Source organism: Prauserella halophila (assembly GCF_024171895.1).
Classification (GTDB): Bacteria; Actinomycetota; Actinomycetes; order Mycobacteriales; family Pseudonocardiaceae; genus Prauserella; species Prauserella halophila.
Genome location: NZ_JAMTCQ010000010.1, coordinates 160532 through 181379, shown reverse-complemented (window position 1 = coordinate 181379; position 20848 = coordinate 160532). Strand labels below are relative to the sequence as shown.

Below are 20848 nucleotides of genomic sequence, written 5' to 3'. Positions count from 1 at the left end.
GTCACGCCCCCAGGAACGCCTGGCCGCACACGCGCACGACGTTGCCGTTGACGGCGGCCGACGCCGGGTTGGCGTACCAGGCGATGGTCTCGGCGACGTCGACCGGCAGCCCGCCCTGCGCCAGGGCCGACAGCCTGCGGCCGAACTCGCGGATCATGACCGGCACCGCGGCCGTCATCTGGGTCTCGATGAAACCGGGTGCGACGGCGTTGATCGTGCCGCCGTAGGCGGCCAGCCGCGGCGCGGTGTCGTCGACCATGCCGATGACGCCCGCCTTGCTGGCGGCGTAGTTGGCCTGGCCGACGTTGCCCGCGATGCCTGCCATCGACGAGACACCGATGATGCGGCCACCGGTGTTCAGCACCTTGTCGGCGACGAGCTTGTCGTTGACGGCGAGCTGCGAGACGAGGTTGACGCTCAGCACCGAGTCCCACGCCTTGTCGGTCAGGTTGCCGAGCGTCTTGTCGCGCGTGATGCCCGCGTTGTGGACGACGATGTCGACGCCGCCGTGGCGCTCGGTGAGGTGATCGGCGAGCTTGGCGGGGGCGCCGTCGGCCGTGATGTCGAGCTGCAGTGCGGAGCCGCCGATCTTGTTGGCGACCTGCGAGAGGTCGGCGCCCTGCGCCGGAATGTCGAGCACGACGACGTGGGCGCCGTCGCGGGCCAGCGTCTCGGCGATCGCCGCGCCGATACCGCGGGAGGCGCCCGTGACCAGGGCCGTCTTGCCCGCGAGGGGCGTGTCCCAGTTCTCCGGTGCGGTCGCGGTCGTCACGCCGCCGGTGCCGACGCGGATGACCTGGCCCGCGACGAACGCCGACTTGGCCGACAGCAGGAACCGGATGGTCGACTCGGTGGCCTCCTCGGCACCTTCGGCCACATAGACGAGCTGGGCGGTCGCGCCGCGCTTGAGCTCCTTGCCCACGGAACGGGTGAAGCCTTCGAGCGCGCGCTGGGCGATGCGCTCCCTGCCGTCGGTCGACTCCGGCGGGGTGCCGAGCACGACGACGCGCGCCGACGGGGCGACCTTGCGGATCACCGGCTGGTAGAAGGCGTAGAGCTCCCGCAGCTGCTCCGGGTCCTTGATACCGGTGGCGTCGAAGACGAGCGCGCCGTAACGGGTGTCGTCGCCCGCCGCCTCGGTGAGCACGTCGATGCCCGCGGCGCCGATCTGCTTGGTGAGTGTCTTCTCGAGTCGTCCGCCCGTAGCGGCGCCGATCAGCGCCGGGCCCGCCAGCGGCGGCTCGCCGGGGCGGTGGCGCCGCAACTTCGGCGGATTGGGCAGGCCGAGCTTCGGAACCAGGAACTTGCCCACCGCGCTCGTGGTGAACTCTTGGTACTTGTCCGCCATCGCTGCGTCACCGCCTTCATCTGACTGCCTGTCGCCTCACACCCTAACCTACTCGCCAGTAAGTTACACTCGGACTCACACGCCGCGAGCGCGATCCGGCACTGAGCAGTGCGTAGGCAGCCGAGCGCCACGGCACCGGCCAAGCCCGAGTACCAGTCAGCAGGAGGAACCCATGACCTCAGCGGAGAAGCCGAGCGGCGGCAAGGCCCGGTCGAGCAAACCCAAGGCGCCGAGCGCGAGGAGGGTCGCGATCGTCGGTGCGAACCGCATCCCGTTCGCACGATCCAACGGCCCCTACGCGAACGCCTCCAACCAGGACATGCTCACCGCGGCCGTCGACGGTCTGGTGAGCCGCTACGCGCTGCAGAACGAGGAGCTGGGTGAGGTCGCCGCGGGCGCGGTGCTCAAGCACTCGCGCGACTTCAACCTGGCCCGCGAGGTCGTGCTCGGCAGCAGGCTCGCGCCGACCACACCCGCCGCCGACGTGCAGATGGCGTGCGGCACCGGCCTGCAGGCCATCGTGAACACGGCCAACAAGATCGCGCTCGGCCAGGTCGACTCGGCGATCGCGGGCGGCGTGGACACCACGAGCGACGCTCCGCTGGCCGTCAACGACGACCTGCGCCGCGTGCTGGTCAAGCTCAACTCCGCCAAGACGATGGCGCAGCGACTCAAGCTGCTCGGCAAGCTCCGGCCCGGTCACATCGTCCCGGAGATCCCGCAGAACTCCGAGCCGCGCACCGGCCTCTCGATGGGAGAGCACGCGTCGCTGACGGCGAACTCGTGGGACATCCAGCGCGCCGACCAGGACGAACTCGCGGCCACGAGCCACCAGCGCCTCGCCGCGGCCTACGACGCGGGCTTCTTCGACGACCTGCTCACGCCGTTCCTTGGCCAGACCCGCGACCAGAACCTGCGCGGCGATTCGACGGCGGAGAAGCTCGGCAAGCTGGGGCCCGCGTTCGGTGGCTCCGAGGGCACGATGACGGCGGGCAACTCGACGCCGCTGTCCGACGGTGCCTCCGCCGTGCTGCTGGCCACCGAGGAGTGGGCCAAGGAGCACAAACTGCCGGTGCTGGCGTACCTGACGTTCTCACAGACCGCGGCCGTCGACTACGTGCACGGCGAGGAAGGCCTGCTCATGGCGCCTGCCTACGCGGTGCCGAGGATGCTCGACCGCGCGGGCCTGGCGCTCGGCGACTTCGACTTCTACGAGATCCACGAGGCGTTCGCGTCGCAGGTGCTGGCCACGCTGAAGGCGTGGGAGGACCCGGCGTTCGCCAAGGAGAAGCTCGGCCGCGACGAGCCGGTCGGGGCGGTCGACCGCGAGAAGCTGAACGTCAACGGTTCGTCGCTCGCCGCGGGCCACCCGTTCGCCGCGACCGGTGGCCGCATCGTCGGCACGCTCGCCAAACTACTCGCGGAGAAGGGTTCGGGCCGCGGCCTGATCTCCATCTGCGCGGCAGGCGGCCAGGGCATCACGGCGATCCTGGAGAAGTAACCCCACCGCGTGGTGTGCCTCCCGAAGGGCGCCTTCGGGAGGCACACCCGCCAGCCCGGCCACCGTCCCTCGAGGGCACGCTGACGCGTGGCTGCGTTGAGCGCCCCCAAGGCGCCCTTGGGGGCGCTCAACGCCGAGCTCGGTGAGTCAGTTCGGCAGGACCGATTCGACGGCGCCGGTCGCCTTCGACGTCGTGTGCTCGACCTGCTTGCGCGCCTTGCGGGCAGCGCGCTTGGCGCGCCAGCCGACGGACGGCCTGCCCTCGGTGTCGGCCATCGACAGCATCAGGCCGCCCGCCAGGCCCGTGTTCTTGAGGAACTGGATCTGTTCCTGGGCACGCTCACCCTCGTCGGTCTTCTCCCAGAACGGGTGGCCCGCCACGGTCGTCGCCGTGATGCTGGTCAACAGTGCCAACGACGACAGGCGGCGGAATCGGCCGAGTGCGAGCAGCGTGCCGGCCGCGACCTTCACCGCACCGTCGAACTTCACCACCGCCACGGGATCGGCCTCGACCGGCAGTGTTTCGGCCACCGGCATGACGTTCTCGCTGAGGAACGGTTCAGCAGCCTGCGCATGACCCTCCGCCTGCCGGATGGCGTTCACGCCACCCCAGATGAAAGTGGCGGCAAGCAGGGGGCGGGCCACGCGGCGCAGGATCATCGGTTCTCCTCCGGTCAGGCTGAGAGTTGTGGTCGGACTGAAAGTCTCCGCCCCAAACCTACCCAGCCACAGCCGTCTCGCGCTCTCTACCACTCTCTAGACATATCGCTAGAAAGTGATAGAGAGCCCTACGAAGGAGGGCTGTGTTCGACGGCGCATGGCTGTGTTCGACGGCGTTCCTCGGCGTCCGACGGCGTTCCTCAGCGATAGCGCTTCGGGAGTGCGAAGCCGGACTCCGCGGCCACCTCCCGCAGGCGGTTCGGATAGTCGCTGATGATGCCGTCCACACCGTCGTCGACGAGCTTGCGCATGGTCGGCTTGTCGTTGATCGTCCACGGGATCACGTCGAGCCCCGCGGCGTGCGCCTCGTCGACCAGCTCGGCCGTCGTGAACGGGACGTAGTCCGGGTCGCCGACCGCACCGTCCTGCGGGTTGCCGTGCACCGGCGAGATCGCGCTCGCCCCGAACGACGCCGCCGCACGCACCGGGCTGCCTCCGAAGTCGTCGATGTCCAGCCCGCCCAGCCACGGCGACGCACCCGGCTCACCGACCTCGAGGAAACCCGGTTCGGTCAGCGCGACGAGCGGCAGCTTCGGCATCCGCTCCTTCATCGCCATCAGCGCACCCCAGTCGAAGCTCTGGATGCTGACGTTCCGCGCGAGCCCGCTGCGCTCGACCTCCGCGGCAACCCGCTCGACGAACTGCTCCCGCGGCGCCGTCTCGTGCGGGGCGGCAGCCTCGACCTTCGTCTCGATGTTGAACTCCACGCCGAACGCCCGGTGCTCACGGACCAGCGCGAACAGTTCCGCGAGCGTGGGCATCGGTTCGCCGGGGGAGAGCTCCTGGTCGGGGTGGCTCGGGTCCTGCTGCGATCCGCAGTCGAGCGTGCGCACCTGCGCGAAGGTCAGATCCTTGACGTACTTTCCCGCGTAGGGGAACTGCGGATCTCCCGGCGTGACGGGCGCGGTGTCGAGGCACTTGTCCGGGTCGATCCGCCGGTCGTGGGTGATCACCTCACGGCCGTCGCGCGTGATCTGGACATCGAGTTCGAGGGTCGTGACGCCGAGTTCGAGCGCGCGGTCGAACGCCTTGAGCGTGCCTTCGACCGTAAGACCGATACCGCCGCGGTGGGCCTGGATGTCGAAGTGGGGATCGCCGTGGGGCGGCGTGCCGTGGACGCGGTCCGTGCCGCCGTCCGCCCGGGCGCCGTGCTGAGTCGAGGCGGCACCCGCACCCGGCAACGCTGTCATGAGTGCTGTCATGAGTATCGCCGCGCCGAGCGCGAGCGCTGTCTTCACTGCCTTGGTCACGGACACCGACGGTGACACGGCAGGGTGAAGGGCGGGTGTCCCGAACGTGTAGCCCGCGGATCGTGGTGCCCGCCGGGAGGCGACCCCGGCAACACGCGGGCAGGGATTTCTCGCGGACTATCGGACTGGAGCTAGACGACCCAATAATGTCGTAGCGATGGACCCTGTGCGGAATCCGTTCGCCCCCGGAGCAGGTCAGCGCCCGCCCGAACTGGCCGGGCGCGAACGCGAGCTGGACGCGTTCGACGTGGTGCTGGAGCGCGTCGCGCGCGGCAGGCCCGAGCGCAGCCTGATGCTGACCGGACTGCGCGGCGTGGGTAAGACGGTGCTGCTCGGCGAACTGCGGTCCATGGCGATCCGCCGCCACTGGGGTGCGGGCAAGGTCGAAGCACGCCCCGACGCCGAACTCCGCAGGCCGCTGTCGGCCGCGCTGCACCGTGCCGTCCGCGATCTGGCGGTCCGTCACCGCGCGCCCGACCGGGTCGACGAGGTACTCGCCGTCCTCAAGGCGTTCGCCCTCAAGTCGAACAAGCCCGACGCGAAGCTGCGCGACCGTTGGCAGCCCGGCATCGACGTCCCTCCCGCTCAGGGCAGGGCCGACTCGGGCGACATCGAGATCGACCTCGTGGAGCTGCTGTCCGAGGTCGCCGAGCTGGCCACGGACGTCGGCTCCGGGGTCGCCCTGCTGATCGACGAGATCCAGGACCTGAGCCCCGCGGACGTCTCCGCACTGTGCGCGGCGTGCCACGAGCTCTCGCAGTCCGGCGCGCCGCTCGTCGTCGTCGGCGCGGGACTGCCACATGTGCCTGCGGTGCTGTCGGCATCGAAGTCGTATTCCGAACGACTCTTCCGTTACACCCGGATCGATCGTCTGAGCAGGGAAGATGCCGACCGTGCCGTGCTCGCGCCCATCGAACGCGAGGACGCGCACATCGCACCCGGTGCGCTCGACGCCCTGCACACGGCCTCCGGCGGCTATCCCTACTTCATCCAGGCCTACGGCAAGGCGGCCTGGGACGCCGCGCCCACGAACCCGATCGACGAGGAGGACGTGCGCGTCGCCGCACCCGAGGCCGAGGCCGAGCTGGCGGTCGGCTTCTTCGGCTCCCGTTACGAACGCGCCACCCCCGCCGAACGCGAGTACCTGCGCGCCATGGCCGAGCTCACGCAGGGCAAGGACGAAAGCGCCGTCACCTCCGACATCGCCGTCTACCTGGGCCGCAAACCGTCGTCGCTGTCACCGGCGCGGGACAGTCTGATGAAGAAGGGCCTCGTCTACTCCGCGGAACGCGGTCAGATCGCCTTCACCGTCCCCCACTTCGGCAACTACCTCCTCACCCGCGCCGACTGACCCACTCGCCCCGACGCACGGGCGACAGCCGCCGATACCCGTATCTAGCCCCGTATTAGCTCATTTCTAGACACCCGAAGACGTACCTAGCTTTCGGCATCACCCGGATGGACCACACCGAATGCGTAACGCTGCCGACGATCGTTCGGGAAGTAAGCCAACTCACCGGATGATCAGTAGCGATCACGGTGAAGATTGCGGATAATAAGACATGTAGGGATCGAAGTCGAGAGGTGACCGGCCATCCGTTCACACTCCGCCGGTGCGCAGTCGCAGCCGACCCGCCGATCAACCACCGCAGGCAGGCGCCATTGGGGGCGCGGCCGCCGCGGACGAACAGCGGGCGCTGGCAGATCCGATCCCGACGCGTAAGTAGTACAACCACACAACGAGCAGCTCTCGAAGGAGATGCCACACCACAGATGTCGAACCTCGCCGCACGCCTCCGCGCCCGTCGAGCCCACACCCGCACCCGCCGCGCCGTCAGCAAGGCGATCGACACCGCCACCACGACGACGATGCGCGACGAGCTCATCACCCTCGCGCAGTCTCAGGGCTACCAGCGACCCAAGCCCCGAATGTGACGTGAATTACAATAGGGTTCAGGTGTAACGCTGCCGGTATCGGCGGCGATATGCCCCATGACCCCGCGGTGCTGGCGGACCCCCGACCTGGCAGCACCGCGGGGTTTCCATATGTCCGGACCTGTCACCGCGCCGCCTCCGACCTGGGGTTTCTCCGCGTCCGTCCGAAAAATCGGGACCGGACACGTCGCGAATGGACGAATCGGACACGGCGGCGGCGATCAGCCCGCGATCTTCTCCGTCCACGATGGACGAAGCACCGCGCTCCCCGCGAGCACGCGGACGACCTCGCCGACGGGCGGCCGCACCCACGCCTACGGTCCGCCTGACCTCACTCGATAGAGTGAGATCGATGTCGAGATCTGGGCGAATCGCGCTGGCCACCTCGGCGATGGTCGCCGCCCTCGTAATGACCGGATGCGCCCACGCAACCATCGGCCTGGCCGAACTCGACCACATGCGCTCCACCGACGGCACGCGCGCCGGCAACGACACCGCCCAGCGCACGATCGTCGCGGAGGTCGGCGAATGCCTCGACGGTGACAATCCCGGCCCGGTCGAATGCTCCGACGAGCACACCGTGGAAGTCACGAAGAAGGGAACGTTAGGCAGCGACCTGGGCTCCACCGAGGCCGGCGTACCGCCCGGAGAATCGACCGTGTTCCGCGCCGTCTTCCCCCGGTGCCGCAGCGCCGCCGCCGAGTACCTGGGCAGCGCGTCCTACGACGCCTCGACACTCGGCGCCTGGCTGGTGTGGGCCGACGTCAAGGACTGGAAGGCGGGCCACCGCTGGTACCGGTGCGGAGTGGCCCAGCTCGACGGCACCGGCAGGCCCGTCGCCCGCACCGGCTCGATCCGCGATGCGCTGGCCGAGAGCTTCGACCGCTACCGCGTCTGCTCGGCGACCCGCCCGTCGGCCGAAGTGCCCGAGACCGTTCCCTGCAGCGAGCCGCACATGGCCGAGGCCGTCGGTGTCGTCAACGCGGGCAAGGCGGACGGGCCCGTGCCGTCCGAACCGGAATTCGATGACAAAGCACGTACCGCCTGTGGCACGAAGGTGCACGAGTTCGTCGGCGCGGACCGTCGCGACGTGGCACCTTCGTGGCGCTGGCCGGACGAGACGACTTGGCGCATCGGCTTCACCAACATCATGTGCTATGCCGAAACGAACCAGGCCACCACGGGCTCGGTACGGGACATCGGCACGTCGCCGCTGCCCAATTAGGACGTACGGCCCTGTCAAGTCCTGATTTTCCCGACGATCGGCAGGTTGATACCACCGATTCGGCCCGCTTGAATGTCCCCGATCGAATCGAGATTGAGGGACGCCATGACCATGACGACATCGCGGCGCACCGTGGTCGCGGGAGCACTGGCGACCGCACTGGTTGCCACGATCGCCCCCGCCGCCGCGGCCGCCGACACCCCGGAAGGGGAACCACCGCGACAGCGGGCGACGCAGCAGGCGACGACCGCACAGCCGGAGATCTCCCACGAGGTCCCGGAGCGCTACGCCGGGCAGCGGCTCGACTGGCATCCGTGCTCCGAGGACGAACTCGGCTCCTCGCCGCCGGAGAAGTACGACCTGGAGTGCGCCACCTATCGGACTCCCCAGGACTGGAACGACGCCGACGCGGGCGAGGACATCACCATCGCCGTCAGCAGGCTGAAGGCCGAGGGCGAGGCAACCGCGAGCGTGCTCACCAACCCGGGCGGCCCCGGCGCTCCCGGGCGGAACTTCCCGCTGCGCATGGCCGAGCAGGAACGCCTGCGTGAGCACCAGGACGTCATCGGCTTCGATCCGCGCGGAACGGGCCACAGCACGAACATCACGTGCGGTGGTGCCGTCGGGACGGGTGACTCGCTCGATCCGCGCGACCGCAGCCGCGAGAACCTCAACCTGATCCTCGACGCCACGAAGTACGCGGCCGACTCGTGCCAGATCAAGTCCGGCGAGCTGGGCCCGCTGATCAACACGTTCCAGACCACCCACGACATGGATCTGCTCCGCACCCTGCTCGGGCGCGACACGATCAACTGGGTCGGCTACTCCGCGGGAACGTGGCTCGGTGCACACTACGCGCAGCGGTTCCCCGAGCACACCGGCCGATTCGTGCTGGACTCGGCCACCGAGTTCACCACGACGTGGCAGCGCTCGTTCGACTGGCAACCGCTGGGCTTCGAGCGTCGCTGGCGGGAGGACTTCCTGCCGTGGCTGGCGCGCTACGACGAGCAGTACGGCTTCGGCGATTCCGGCGAGCGCACGCGGCAGACGTACGAGCAGGTGCGCGCGGCACTGGCCGAGAAGCCCGTGAAGCTGGACGGCAAGAAGGTCGGGCCGAACGAGCTCGACTCGGCGATCGCGGGCATGCTCTACAGCAAAACGGCGTTCCCGCCGCTGGCCGAGTACCTGGTGTCGGTCCGCGAACTGACCGGCAACGACACGCGCATCGCGTCCACGACGGCGATGGACAACGTCCGCAAGCTGCTCGAGAACACCAAGGCACGCGGGCCGCAACCGCTCGTCGTGGACAACGGCCACGGCGCGCAGCAGTACGACGACGCCTACGACGCCAGCTTCTGGACGATCCCCTGCAACGAGGGCCGCTGGTACGGCAACCGGATGACCGCGATCTGGCAGTCCGAACTGATGGGCCGCCAGTGGCCGCTGCTGGGATGGGGCTGGCTGATCCAGCCGTGCATCTTCTGGAAGGGCAAGCCGATCGACCTGCCCGAGCTGGACGGCGAGGGCGTGCCGCCGACACTCATCGTCCAGTCGGAGAACGACCCGGCGACCCCGATCGAGGGTGCCCGCCGCGCCCACGAGAAGTTCGCGGGCTCGCGGATGATCACCGTGACCGACGAGGGTGATCACGGCATCTACGCGGGCGACAACCCGGCTGTGGACGAGGTCGTCGAGGACTACCTGGTCGACGGCGTCGTGCCGGAGGACCAGAGCATCCCCGGCGCACCGATGCCCACACCGAACGGATCCTGACCGGGCGTCGGCTCCCGGGGATTCCGTAGCCGACGGTGCCCGCCTTCCCGGCAACACAGCAGGGGAGGCGGGCACTGTCGTCGGCAGGTCCACCGCCCGCAGGCACCGCCGTTCACAGGCACCGTCGTCGGCAGGCCCTGTCGTCGGCGTTGGGCGGGCACGGGTCCACGACGGGCTACCGACACGTACACAGGCTTGTGCACAACTTCCCCATGCTTTCCACAGAGTTGTCCACAAGCTGTGTTCACCGGTGCACGAATCCTGTGCACACCCTCGTCGCCGGCCCGCATCTGCGCCTGTCGGTATTGCTGCCTGTCGGTATTGCTGCCTGTCGGTATTACTATTGGCGCCGTGGTGCGAGTGCCGCTGAGCGAAGCCGAACGCCTGCGCGGGGAACGACTCGGCCTCGCCCTGCGCAGCGCACGCGGCGCACGCAGCATGGTCGGGGTCGCCGCCGACGCGGGTATCTCCGTCGAAACGCTGCGCAAGATCGAGACCGGGCGCATCCCGACGCCTGCGTTCTTCACGGTGCTGGCGATCGCCGACAGCGTCGACCTACCCCTCGACGACCTGCGCACGGCGCTCGCGGCGCCGCCCGGCGAGACGGCCGACTCGGCCCTGTCCCGCCGGGCCGACGCCGGTTAGATTGCTGCGCATGTCGTCCGATCCGAGCCACGGCAAGGTGGCAGAGCCCGAAGTCCCCATCGGCCTCAAAGCGAAAGCGCGCCAGATCGGCCCCGGCATCATGGCCGCAGCGACCGGTGTCGGCGCAGGCGACCTCGTGGCCACGATGGTCGCGGGCTCGCGCTACGGCTACACCCTGCTGTGGGCGGTGATCGTCGGGACGATCTTCAAGATCGCGCTCGGCGAGGCCGTCGGCCGGTGGCACCTGACGTCCGGCCGCACGATGCTCTCGGGCTGGCGCACCCTCGGCCGCTGGGTGCTCGTCTACTTCGGCATCTACGCCGTGGTCTGGGGCTTCGTCTACGGAGCCACCGCCATGTCGGCGAGCGGCCTGCCCCTGAACGCGCTGTTCCCCGCCGTCGACGTGCGCTACTGGGCGATGCTCTGCGGCCTCGCCGGGTTCGTTCTGGTGTGGTTCAGCCGGTACGCCGTGATCGAGAAGGTGATGACCGCGCTCGTCGGCGTCATGTTCGTCGCCGTCGTCGGCACCGCGATCCTCGTGACGCCGAACCTCGTCGAGACGTTCCAGGGCTTCGTGCCGCGGCTGCCCGACGGCTCGTTCGTCTACGTCCTCGGCCTGATCGGCGGCGTCGGCGGAACGATCACCATGGCCGCGTACGGCTACTGGACGCTCGCCAAGGGATGGCGCTCGTCGCGGTGGCTGTCGATGATGCGGCTCGACAACGCGACCGGCTACGTCACCACGGCGATCTTCGTCGTCGCGATGCTCATCGTCGGTGCGGAGCTGCTCGCCGGGCACAACGTCGTCGACGGCGACGAGGGCCTGCTCATGCTCGGCAACACGCTCGCCGCGGACTACGGCCAGTGGGCGCGCATCCCGTTCCTCGTCGGATTCTGGGCCGTGTCGTTCAGCTCGCTCGTCGGCGTGTGGAACGGCGTCAGCCTGCTGTTCGCCGACTGGTGGCGCACCTGGCGCCTGCCGCGGTACACGGTGGGCGAGGCCGAGGAACTCGCGGACTACGACCACCGCGCCGGCATCGGCAGCCCCGTGTTCCGGGGTTACATCGTGTGGCTGACATTCCCGCCGATGGCGCTGCTGTTCCTCGACCAGCCGTTCCAGCTGACCGTGACCTACGGCGCGCTGGGTGCACTGTTCATGCCGTTCCTCGCGGGCACGCTGCTGTTCCTGCTCAACTCCAACCGCGTCGAGCGCGTGGGACGGTCGGGCTGGTTGTCGAACACGCTGCTTTCGTTGTGCCTCGGCCTGTTCGGCTATCTGGCGGTGGACAAGCTCATCGGCCTGTTCTGACCGGGCCCGGTTCTGCACGGACGCGCCCCTGAACCAGCGCATCCCTGAACCGGAACGTCCAGAAAAGCACGTCCCTGAAACAGCTCAGCGCAGCAACGCCCAGCCGATGCCCGCGGCAGGCACGATCAGTGCCGCGGGCATCGGCAACGCGGCGAGCAGCGCCACGCCCATCACCAGGAGGTCCGGACCACGCACCAGCTGCGCTATGAGATGCACCGGTGCCTGACCGAACGGTGTGTCCGTGGCGGCGGGCGTGGCGTAGTCGACCGGCGGGCGGGTCGCGGTGCGGACCACGGCTGCGGCCACCACGGGCAGGAGCGCCCAGGTACCGGCCGGGACCGAATCGCCGCCCGCCAGCGTGACGACCAGCAACAGCGCCCCCGCCCACACTGCGGCGACGGCGAGCAACGCGACGAGGGTGCAGGCACGCAACCCGACGTCCGATTCGTCCAGCCATCGTCGCAACCCCGGCGAACGCCAGAGCGAGGCGGCACCGCCACCGAACGGCACGAGCGCGGCGAACGCGCACCCGCCCGCGAGCACCACGTCCGGAACGGCGGGGAGCACCGGACGGGCGAGTGCCGCCAGCACGGCAAGTCCGGCCGCAACCGGCACGAACCGCGCTCTGCCCACCATGCCCGCGGCGACGAACGACCACACCGAGCGCAGCCTCGTCGAAACCGGGGACGCAGGTGGGAACAGCATCCCCGGATCGAGGAACGTCACGCCGACCGCACGGACGACGCGTTCGCGCCAGCCTGCGACGAGACGTTCCCGACCGGCCTTCGCAGCCGCGGGAAGCCGCCACGGAACGCCGACACCCGCGGCCGCCGGAAGCACGAGTAGCCCGCATACGCCGACGGCGCCCACCATCACCTGCCACGCCCACGGCGGTATCCACCAGACGGTGCCGAGGAACGCGCCGACGTACGCCAATCCCGCGATCCGGGCCAGCCAGCCGAACCAGACGCGGCCGCTGATGACGAGCACGCGGTCCTGTCCACCGCCGAAGTCGCGCCACGTCAGCGCGGCGGGGTCGGCCCAGAGGAATCGCCGCCGCAGCAACGACGACCAGACGGCGACCGCCGACACGCAGAAGAACGCCACCACTGCCACCGCGCGCGTGCCGGTATCGACCTCGAGGACCTCGCGCCACCACTCGATGCGGTAGAACGCGCTCACCAACCATGCGCCTGCGAACAGGGCGAGCAACGAGCTCGTGTCACCACTGAAGAGTCTGCGCAGCGTCATCTACGGGTCGTCCCTGCTACCGGACCGGTTCGAGCGCTCCGAGCTCGAGCACGTGATCGGCCGCGCCGAGCAACGGCGGGTGATGCGTCGCGAGCACGACGACCGCGCCGTCTCCTGTCGCACGGGCGATGACGTCGGTCAGCCACCGTTTTCCCGCGGCGTCGAGCGCACGCTCCGGTTCGTCGAGCAGGAGCACGTCGAAGGGCCTCGCCGTGGCCCCGAGCAGGAGCAGCCGCCGCCGCTGGCCCGCCGACAGCGAACCGGCCGTGACATCGGCGCGGTCGGCGAGTTCGGCGCCGGCGAGCAGCGTATCGACGTCGAGGTCGACACCGAACGACGTCGCCAGCAGGTCCAGGTGCTGTGCCGGCGTGAACTCGGCGAAGAAGTCGGAGTCGTCCAGCAGCACGGACAGGCGTCTGCGGAAGTTCCGGTCACGTTCGTCCGGGGCGGCACCTCCGACCGTGACGATGCCCTCCGCGGGTTCCTGCATGCCGTACACGGCTCGGAGGAATGTGGACTTGCCGCTGCCGTTGGGACCGGTGAGCACCAGGCATTCGCCCGGGCTCACTCGCAGGTCGACGTCGCGCAGCAACCACACCTCGCCCGCGCGCATGCCGAGGCCGTCCGCAACGATCTCCATCGGCCCGGCACTTTCCCTCAGCGCAGCTGTTCGACGACGGGCGCGAAAGCGGCCATGTCCTTCTCCATCACCGTGATGTAGGTGAAGCCGAACCGCTCCCGGTGTGCGCGCAACCGGTCGGCGATCTGCGCGGCGGTGCCGACGAGCAGCATGGGCAGCTCGCCCAGCTCGTCGGCGGACTTCGTCGTGTCGTACTCCCGCAGGCGCTCGAGCGCTCCCGCGCGGTCGTCGGTGACCTCGACGTGCTGGATGAGCAGGTTCAGCTCGGGATCGCGGTCACCGGCCTCGGTGACCGCGAACGCCACGCGCTCGTCCAGTTCGGACGGTCCGGCGAGCGTCGCCCCGTCACCGTCGCGGGTGAAGTGCGCGCCCGTGAACCCGACGACGTCGGCCTCCCGCGCCGCGATGCGCAGCATCCGGTCACGCTGGCCGCCCAGAACGATCGGCGGCAGGCTGCGATCGCCGTAGTGCTGGCGGAGCACGGTCAGGCACTGTTCGAGATGGTCCAGACGTGCGCCGGGGCGGGGGAACGGCAGCCCGGCGGTGTCGAACTCCGCCCTGGCGTACCCGGTGCCGAGACCGAGTTCGAGCCTGCCGTCGAGGAGGAGATCGGTCGTGTCGACGTCACGGGCGAGCAGGGTCGGGTTGTAGAAGGCGGTGTTGACGACGAACGTGCCGAGCTGCACCCGCTCGGTGGCCTCCGCCGCCGCGACCAGCGACGGGAACGGCGACGGCATGCCGAGGTGGTCGGCCACCGCGACCACGTCGAAGCCGAAGTCCTCGGCCCTGCGGCACTTGTCCAGCCACTGGGGCCGCTCCCCAGAAGCGAGCATGTTCACGCCGAATCGGAAATCCATGACCCCGACGGTACCGACATCCGCGCAGGGCCACGGTCGTTTCGAGCGGGGTCCACTCCGCTTCCGCAGTGCGCGAAAATCCGTTCGCCCGCCTGCGATTCCCGGCCGTACGTTCCGTGAATGCCCGACGCGATCTTCGCCGACCCACGGCTCGCTGCCCTCTACGACGTGTTCGAGAGCCCCCGCGACGACCTCGCGCTGTACCTGGGCCTCGCCGACGAGGTGGGCGCGGCTCGCGTGCTCGACGTCGGCTGCGGCACCGGCGAGCTGGCGGCAGCGCTGGCGAGCCGCGGCTGCGAGGTCGTCGGCGTCGACCCGGCCGAAGCGTCGTTGGAGATCGCGCGCGCCAGGAACGCCGACGTCACGTGGCTCCGCGGAGACGCAAGTGCCGCGGCAGCGCACCTGGCGGAACTCTCACAACGGGCCGAGTTCCGCGCCGACCTCGCCGTGATGACCGGCAACGTCGCGCAGGTCTTCCTCACCGACGACGACTGGCACGCAACGTTGACGGCCGTGCGCGCGACACTGCGCCCTGGCGGCCGCCTCGCGTTCGAAACGAGGAGGCCCGGGGCCCGCGCCTGGCAGCGCTGGGCGGCCGCTCCCGACGTGACACGGGACGTACCCGGCGTCGGCGCCGTGGCCATGGCGACGAACGTGACCGACGTGGCACTGCCGTTCGTGTCGTTCCGGCACGCCTATCGGTTCCCGGACGGCTCGGTGGTCACGTCGGACTCGACGCTCCGCTTCCGCAACCGCGACGAGATCACGGCGAGCCTGGACGCGGCGGGCTTCACCGTGACCGACGTACGCGACGCCCCTGACCGCCCCGGCGCCGAGTACGTCTTCCTCACGCAGCGTGCAGACGCCCCGAGACCGTAATTTGCCCCCAAGGGCACCTTCGGGGCACTGAGTGCCCCGAAGGTGCCCTTGGGGGCGTGGAGCGTGAGACGGACGTTGTCACGCCCTGTTACGAAGTTCAGCCGAGGCGCTGCTTGAGAGCGGCGAGCTCGTCCTTCAGCGCGGACGGGATCTTGTCCTCGCCGATCGAGGCGAACCACTCCTCGATGAGCGGGATCTCCTGCTTCCACTCCTCGACGTTCACGTCCAGCGACGCCTGGATGTCCTCGAGCGGCTCCGACAGGTCGGACGTCTCGATGTCCTCGGCGGTCGGCACGAGGCCCACCGGCGTCTCCTGGGCGTTCGCCTTGCCCTCGAGGCGCTCGACGATCCACTTGAGAACGCGCGTGTTCTCACCGAAGCCCGGCCACAGGAACCGGCCGTCGTCGCCGCGGCGGAACCAGTTGACGTAGAAGATCTTCGGCAGCTTCGACTGATCGGCGTTCTTGCCGGTGTCCAGCCAGTGCTGGAAGTAGTCGGCGGCGTGGTAGCCGAGGAACGGCAGCATCGCCATCGGGTCGCGGCGCACCTCGCCGACCTTGCCCGCAGCGGCCGCGGTCTTCTCCGACGACATGGTGGCGCCCAGGAACACGCCCTGCTGCCAGTCGCGGGACTCGTTGACCAGCGGCACCGTCGTCTTGCGGCGGCCACCGAACAGGATCGCCGAGATCGGCACGCCCTGCGGGTCGTCCCACTCGGGCGCCAGCGTCGGGATCTGCGAGATCGGCGTGCAGAACCGCGAGTTCGGGTGGGCGGCGGGCTCGTCGGAGTCCGGCGTCCAGTCACGGCCCTTCCAGTCGGTCAGGTGGGCGGGCGCCTCCTTGGTCAGGCCCTCCCACCAGACGTCGCCGTCGTCGGTCAGGGCGACGTTGGTGTAGACCGTGTTGCCCTTCTCGATGGTCTTCACGGCCACCGGGTTCGTCTTCTCGCCGGTGCCGGGCGCGACGCCGAAGAGACCGAACTCGGGGTTGATCGCGTACAGCCTGCCGTCCTCGCCGAACCGCATCCACGCGATGTCGTCACCGATGGTCTCGGCACGCCAGCCCGGCAGGGTCGGCTGCAGCATCGCCAGGTTGGTCTTGCCGCAGGCACTCGGGAACGCGGCCGCGACGTAGTAGGCCTTGTTCTCCGGCGAGATGAGCTTGAGGATCAGCATGTGCTCGGCGAGCCAGCCCTCGTCCCGCGCCATCGCCGAGGCGATGCGCAGCGAGTAGCACTTCTTGCCGAGCAGCGAGTTGCCGCCGTAGCCCGAGCCGAAGCTCCAGATCGTGCGCGACTCCGGGAAGTGCGTGATGTACTTCGTGTCGTTGCACGGCCACGGCACGTCCTGCTCACCGGGCTCGAGCGGCTTGCCGACCGAGTGCAGGGCGGGCACGAACGAACGCTCGGTGCCGTCGGCCTTGACGAACTTGTCCAGTGCCTTCCGGCCCATGCGGGTCATGACCCCCATGGAGGACACCACGTACGCGAAGTCGGTGACCTCGATGCCGAGCTTCGGGTCGTCGTCGCCGAGCGGACCCATGCAGAACGGGATGACATACATCGTCCGACCACGCATGCAGCCCCGGTAGAGCTCGGTCATGGTGGCCCTCATCCGGTCCGGGTCCATCCAGTTGTTGGTGGGCCCTGCGTCCTCCTCCCGCTCGGAGCAGATGAAGGTGCGCTCCTCGACCCGCGCGACGTCGCTCGGGTCGGAAGCGGCCCAGTAGGAGTTCGGCCGCTTGTCCAGCTCGACGAACGTGCCTGCCTCGACCAGTTCCCGGTTGATGCGCTCGGCTTCTTCCTCGGAGCCGTCGACCCACACCACCCGGTCGGGCGTGGTCAGCTCCGCGACCTCCCGCACCCAGGACAGCACGCCACTGTGCGTGGTCGGTGCGTCGTCCAGTCCTGGGATGGCTACTGCAGTCATCTCTTCTCCTGTCTTCGACGACAAGAGCCCACACCGAACTGCAGCGTCCTGGTGCGGGCTCCGTTGCCGGCGACCGAAATGGCTTCACCCACCGCGGCCAAGCGGTGCGTGCGTTTCTTGGGGATTCCCAGAGACTAACGGCCGTATCGCGGCTTCAGGCAGGTCAGCGCTGTCGGTTCTCTCACAAGAACGATCAGGGAATCGATTCAGTTACAGCCGATCGGCCCAGTCGGAGGAAGACTTTCGCCAGGTGGGAACGGCGAGATCGCCACGGAAATGCCCGCGAACGGGTGCGGCCCGGCTCCCACTGGGGAACCGGGCCGCAAAACCCTCGCAATTCGCGTGCGGTCAGTTCTGGCTGATCCACTGACCGGTGGCCGGATCGATCTTCGCCACGCCTTCGACGCCGGCACCGGCCGCGGCGCCCTCGCCCCACGGGTCGGCGGTCTCCGGCACCCGTGCGGCACCCGAGGAACCGCCGTAGCCGCCGGTCTCGTCGGTCTCGGTCCACTCGCCGTCGCCGTCGCTCTCGAGCACGACCTCGTTGCCATGCTCGTCGATGACCACGGCGATGTCGGCCTCGCCGTCGCCGTCGGCATCGGTGAAGGCGATCGTGTCGCCGTCCTCGGTCTCGACGATGGCGGTGTCGTTCGTGCCGTCCTCGTTGGTGTCGATCGTCGCCGGGCCGACCTCGACGTCCCCGTCGCCCAGGTCGGCGGTGATCATGCCGCCGGCGCCGGCGTCGGTCTCCGGGGCGTCGTCGGCGGACCCGCCGCCCATCTCGACCCACTGGCCACTGGCCTCGTCGTACTCCGCTTCCACGACCACGTTGCGGTCGGAATCGGCTTCGGCGTACGCGTCGGCATCACCGTCACCGTCGGTGTCGACGAACAGCTGCGCGGTGCCGTCCTCGTGCTCGATCAGGGCGGCGTCGTACACGCCGTCGCCGTCGACGTCCTGGTTGAGCTCGGCCGTGTACTCCTCACTGTCGACCGTCACCGTCATGTCTTCGGCGGTGGTCGTGGCGTCAGCGCTGCCGTCGTCGACCCACACTTCAAACTCCCCCTAGCTCAGGGCTGCTGATCCTTTCGGCACCTACCGGCCGCGCCGCGGACTCCGCGACGACCACCGGCCTCCCCGGTGCACCCGCCGTTGCGGGTCGTGTCATTGGGACTCACGTTATGCCGGTTCGGTTCCCTGCACCAGGCGACACCGCCCGAGCGGATGGGACCGTCACCCCTGCTCGCCCGCCCGGGGCCGATCCCGCAGCGCCCGGATCCGTCCGAGCAGCGTTTCGGCACGTTCCCGGCCGTCGGCCAGGTCCTTGACCCGCTTCGTCGCCACCGCGAGCTTCTGCTTGCGCTCCTGGGCATCCATCTTGATGTTCTTGTCGACCTCTTTGAGCTCGGCCTCGATCGACTCGATCCGCCTGCTGACCGCCTCGTCGAGCGCCAGCGACAGCTGCTGCTCGGCCTCGATGAGCTGTTCGGACACGAGCTGGTCCAGCGTGGAGCGGGCGTCGGCGATCGACTCGATCAGCCATTGCTTCGAGTGCTGTTTGTCCGCGGAGTGCCTGCGCGTCCGGCCGACCCACCAGCCCGCGCCGAGACCGACGACGACCGTCGCGGGCAACACGACCGGGTTGAACAGTGCGAACCCGGCCAGCGGCGCGGCTGCGAGCTTCGCGGCACCCGCACCGCTGGTCAGGCCCATGAACACCAGGAGCTTGTCCTCGGCCGACGACGGGCGCTTGTCCGGCGGCCGCAGCTCCACCGGCGGCGTCACCCCGCGCAGGAACTGCGAGCGGATGACGGCCAGCTCCTCCTCGGAGAACAGCTCGGCCAGGGTCGCGTCGGCGACCTGGTTGAGCCGCTGCGCCAGCAGCCCCGAGAGCTGTTGCGACGACGCCTGCAGCACGGCGTCGACCTGCGCGGGAAGGTCCTTCAGATCCTGCCGTCGCGCCCCGTCGATCTCCTGCCGGAACCGGGCCTGGGCATCCCGCATGCGCCGGGCCGACTCGTGCGTCAGGTCGCTGCGGGCCCGCTGGATCTCGCCGCGCAGCTTGAGCTGCCACCCGCGGGTCGACGAGCGGCGGGCGGCGTTCAGCTCGTCCCTGCGCGCCCGCAGCGCGGCCGCCTCGTCCTCGCCGGAGGTCAGCGCACGCTGATCGGCGACCGCCCTCGCCTGCCGTTCCGACAGCGCCGTGGCCAGTGCACGCATCGTGTTCGCCTCGGCCAGCATCGCGGCCCGCCCGACGAGCGCCTCCTGCAGCGCGCCCTGCAGCTCGGCCACGCCCGACTTCTCCCGCAGCGTCACCGCGGCCTGCTCGCTCGGGGCCTTCCCCGCCATCTCGAACATGCGCGCCGACACCGGGTGGAACGGCGCATCGGTGAACCGGGGCGCGTGCTCGGCCAGCAGCCTGCGGTCGGCCTCGAGGATCTCCCGCCAGCCGCGGAACTGGTCGGTCTTGGCGAGCGCGAACAACACGGTCTCGACGCGATCGCTCATCTCGGCGAGGAACTGCAGCTCGCTCGACGTGAACGGCGCGGACGCGTCGACGACGAACAGCAGCGCCGTCGCGTTGGCTGCCGCTTCCATGGCGAGGTCGGCGTGCCCCGCGTCCAGCCCGCCGACGCCGGGGGTGTCGACCACGGTGATGCGCTCCAACAGCGGAACCGGACCGTCGACCTGCACATACCGCGGCGGAATCTGCCCGGCCGGCAGTTCGTGCGACACCGATGACCACGCGGGCAGTTCGGCCAGCGGGAACCCCACCGGCGCGAGCTGCCCCGGATAGCACGCCTCGGCCGACCACTCGTCGGCGTGATCGAAGACCAGATACGTCGACGTCGCGACCTCGGCGTCCACGGGCGAGAGCCCCGGCGCCGCCAACACGGCGTTGACCAGGGAGCTCTTGCCGCGGTTGGTCTCACCGACCACGACGACGGTCGGCTTGGCCGCCGCCGACTTCCGCTGCCGCTCCACCCAGTCGGCCGACTCCGCCGCCTCGCCGCGCAGCAACGTGAGCAGCGACTCCCGCACCTGCTTGACCTGCGCGGGCAGACCCGCCTTGCCGAGCGAACGTGTGGATGCCGTCACAATGCGCAGCCTATCGGGGACCCGCCTGCGGGCTCAGCGACGCGTGTACACCGTGACGACGGGTGCGCGCAGCAACCGATCGTGGTCGACGAAGCCGGGTACCTCGGTCTCGGCAACCGTGCCTTCGAGGTTCGCGTCGTCGGTGCGCACCGCGCCACCCGCCTCGTGCTGCGCCGGGTCGAACCGCGCACCGTCGGGCCGCAGCGCGTGCACTCCGATGGCGGCGAGCCCCTTCTCGATGCGCTCGGCGACACCGCCACTGTGCGCGCGATCCATGGCGTACAGGCAGAGCTGGATCAGCGCCTGGCGATCGGCCAACGCCTGCTCCGGCTCGATGCCGCTGGCGAGAGCTACTGGGTCCACATCGGGTTCTGACGCGCCGTCCGCCGGACCGGTTCCCTCCCCGTCGGGAGGCGAACTCACCGGCGTGCCCGCTGCGGACCGGGTGCCGGACCCGGGTTCACCCCGGGCTGCGGTGCGGACGGCACG

General features: G+C 69.6%; 18 protein-coding genes. 8 read left to right on the top strand and 10 right to left on the bottom strand.

The window, feature by feature from the left end:
• Position 1 precedes the first annotated feature (1 nt).
• Positions 2-1348, bottom strand: a complete 1347-nt coding sequence (locus LY41_RS13190) for a 3-oxoacyl-ACP reductase (RefSeq protein ID WP_253864291.1) — start codon at positions 1346-1348, stop codon at positions 2-4.
• Between the two features lie 172 nt (positions 1349-1520).
• Here LY41_RS13190 and LY41_RS13185 point away from each other — a divergent pair, with 172 nt between their 5' ends.
• Positions 1521-2849, top strand: a complete 1329-nt coding sequence (locus LY41_RS13185; RefSeq protein WP_253864289.1) for an acetyl-CoA C-acetyltransferase — start codon at positions 1521-1523, stop codon at positions 2847-2849.
• Between the two features lie 147 nt (positions 2850-2996).
• On the opposite strand, the gene LY41_RS13180 is transcribed toward LY41_RS13185, so the two are convergent.
• Together LY41_RS13180 and LY41_RS13175 are read right to left on the bottom strand one after the other, a co-directional pair.
• Entirely contained in the window at positions 2997-3509 is a 513-nt protein-coding gene (locus LY41_RS13180) for a DoxX family protein (RefSeq protein ID WP_253864288.1), read from the bottom strand.
• A 200-nt stretch (positions 3510-3709) separates the two neighbouring features.
• Positions 3710-4771: a glycerophosphodiester phosphodiesterase family protein gene (locus LY41_RS13175; protein WP_301297099.1), complete on the bottom strand. Its 1062-nt coding sequence runs from the start codon at positions 4769-4771 to the stop codon at positions 3710-3712.
• A 205-nt stretch (positions 4772-4976) separates the two neighbouring features.
• Here LY41_RS13175 and LY41_RS13170 point away from each other — a divergent pair, with 205 nt between their 5' ends.
• The 6 genes from LY41_RS13170 (at position 4977) to LY41_RS13145 (ending at position 11706) form a co-directional block, all read left to right on the top strand.
• The gene (locus LY41_RS13170; protein WP_253864285.1) at positions 4977-6170 is read left to right on the top strand and encodes an ATP-binding protein; all 1194 of its coding nucleotides are present in this window, start codon (positions 4977-4979) and stop codon (positions 6168-6170) included.
• A gap of 422 nt (positions 6171-6592) precedes the next feature.
• Complete coding sequence (locus LY41_RS13165; protein WP_253864284.1) at positions 6593-6754, top strand: hypothetical protein; 162 nt, start codon at positions 6593-6595, stop codon at positions 6752-6754.
• 352 nt (positions 6755-7106) lie between these two features.
• Positions 7107-7979 carry a septum formation family protein gene (locus LY41_RS13160; RefSeq protein WP_253864283.1) on the top strand — a complete coding sequence of 291 codons (873 nt, stop codon included), beginning with the start codon at positions 7107-7109 and terminating at the stop codon, positions 7977-7979.
• Between the two features lie 111 nt (positions 7980-8090).
• Positions 8091-9752 carry an alpha/beta hydrolase gene (locus tag LY41_RS13155; RefSeq protein ID WP_253864579.1) on the top strand — a complete coding sequence of 554 codons (1662 nt, stop codon included), beginning with the start codon at positions 8091-8093 and terminating at the stop codon, positions 9750-9752.
• Positions 9753-10103: 351 nt separating this feature from the next.
• Entirely contained in the window at positions 10104-10397 is a 294-nt protein-coding gene (locus LY41_RS13150; protein ID WP_253864282.1) for a helix-turn-helix transcriptional regulator, read from the top strand.
• 10 nt (positions 10398-10407) lie between these two features.
• A complete protein-coding gene (locus LY41_RS13145; protein WP_253864281.1) occupies positions 10408-11706 on the top strand; it encodes an Nramp family divalent metal transporter in 1299 nt (432 codons plus the stop codon).
• Between the two features lie 84 nt (positions 11707-11790).
• On the opposite strand, the gene LY41_RS13140 is transcribed toward LY41_RS13145, so the two are convergent.
• From LY41_RS13140 to LY41_RS13130, 3 genes are read right to left on the bottom strand one after another with little or no spacing between them, the layout of a single operon-like run.
• Positions 11791-12957: a hypothetical protein gene (locus tag LY41_RS13140; protein WP_253864279.1), complete on the bottom strand. Its 1167-nt coding sequence runs from the start codon at positions 12955-12957 to the stop codon at positions 11791-11793.
• 16 nt (positions 12958-12973) lie between these two features.
• Entirely contained in the window at positions 12974-13597 is a 624-nt protein-coding gene (locus LY41_RS13135; RefSeq protein ID WP_253864277.1) for an ABC transporter ATP-binding protein, read from the bottom strand.
• Between the two features lie 17 nt (positions 13598-13614).
• The gene (locus LY41_RS13130; RefSeq protein ID WP_253864276.1) at positions 13615-14454 is read right to left on the bottom strand and encodes a TIGR03621 family F420-dependent LLM class oxidoreductase; all 840 of its coding nucleotides are present in this window, start codon (positions 14452-14454) and stop codon (positions 13615-13617) included.
• Between the two features lie 120 nt (positions 14455-14574).
• On the opposite strand from LY41_RS13130, the gene LY41_RS13125 reads away from it, so the two are divergent.
• Entirely contained in the window at positions 14575-15333 is a 759-nt protein-coding gene (locus LY41_RS13125; RefSeq protein WP_253864274.1) for a class I SAM-dependent methyltransferase, read from the top strand.
• Between the two features lie 97 nt (positions 15334-15430).
• Here LY41_RS13125 and LY41_RS13120 read toward each other — a convergent pair whose 3' ends face one another.
• From LY41_RS13120 to grpE, 4 genes are all read right to left on the bottom strand, one after another.
• Positions 15431-17260: a phosphoenolpyruvate carboxykinase (GTP) gene (locus LY41_RS13120; protein WP_253864272.1), complete on the bottom strand. Its 1830-nt coding sequence runs from the start codon at positions 17258-17260 to the stop codon at positions 15431-15433.
• A gap of 348 nt (positions 17261-17608) precedes the next feature.
• Complete coding sequence (locus tag LY41_RS13115) at positions 17609-18313, bottom strand: hypothetical protein (RefSeq protein ID WP_253864270.1); 705 nt, start codon at positions 18311-18313, stop codon at positions 17609-17611.
• A gap of 180 nt (positions 18314-18493) precedes the next feature.
• Positions 18494-20359, bottom strand: coding sequence for a dynamin family protein (locus LY41_RS13110; protein ID WP_253864268.1), 1866 nt, complete (start codon positions 20357-20359; stop codon positions 18494-18496).
• Between the two features lie 33 nt (positions 20360-20392).
• Positions 20393-20782, bottom strand: coding sequence for a nucleotide exchange factor GrpE (grpE, locus tag LY41_RS13105; RefSeq protein ID WP_253864266.1), 390 nt, complete (start codon positions 20780-20782; stop codon positions 20393-20395).
• Between the last annotated feature and the right edge of the window lie 66 nt (positions 20783-20848).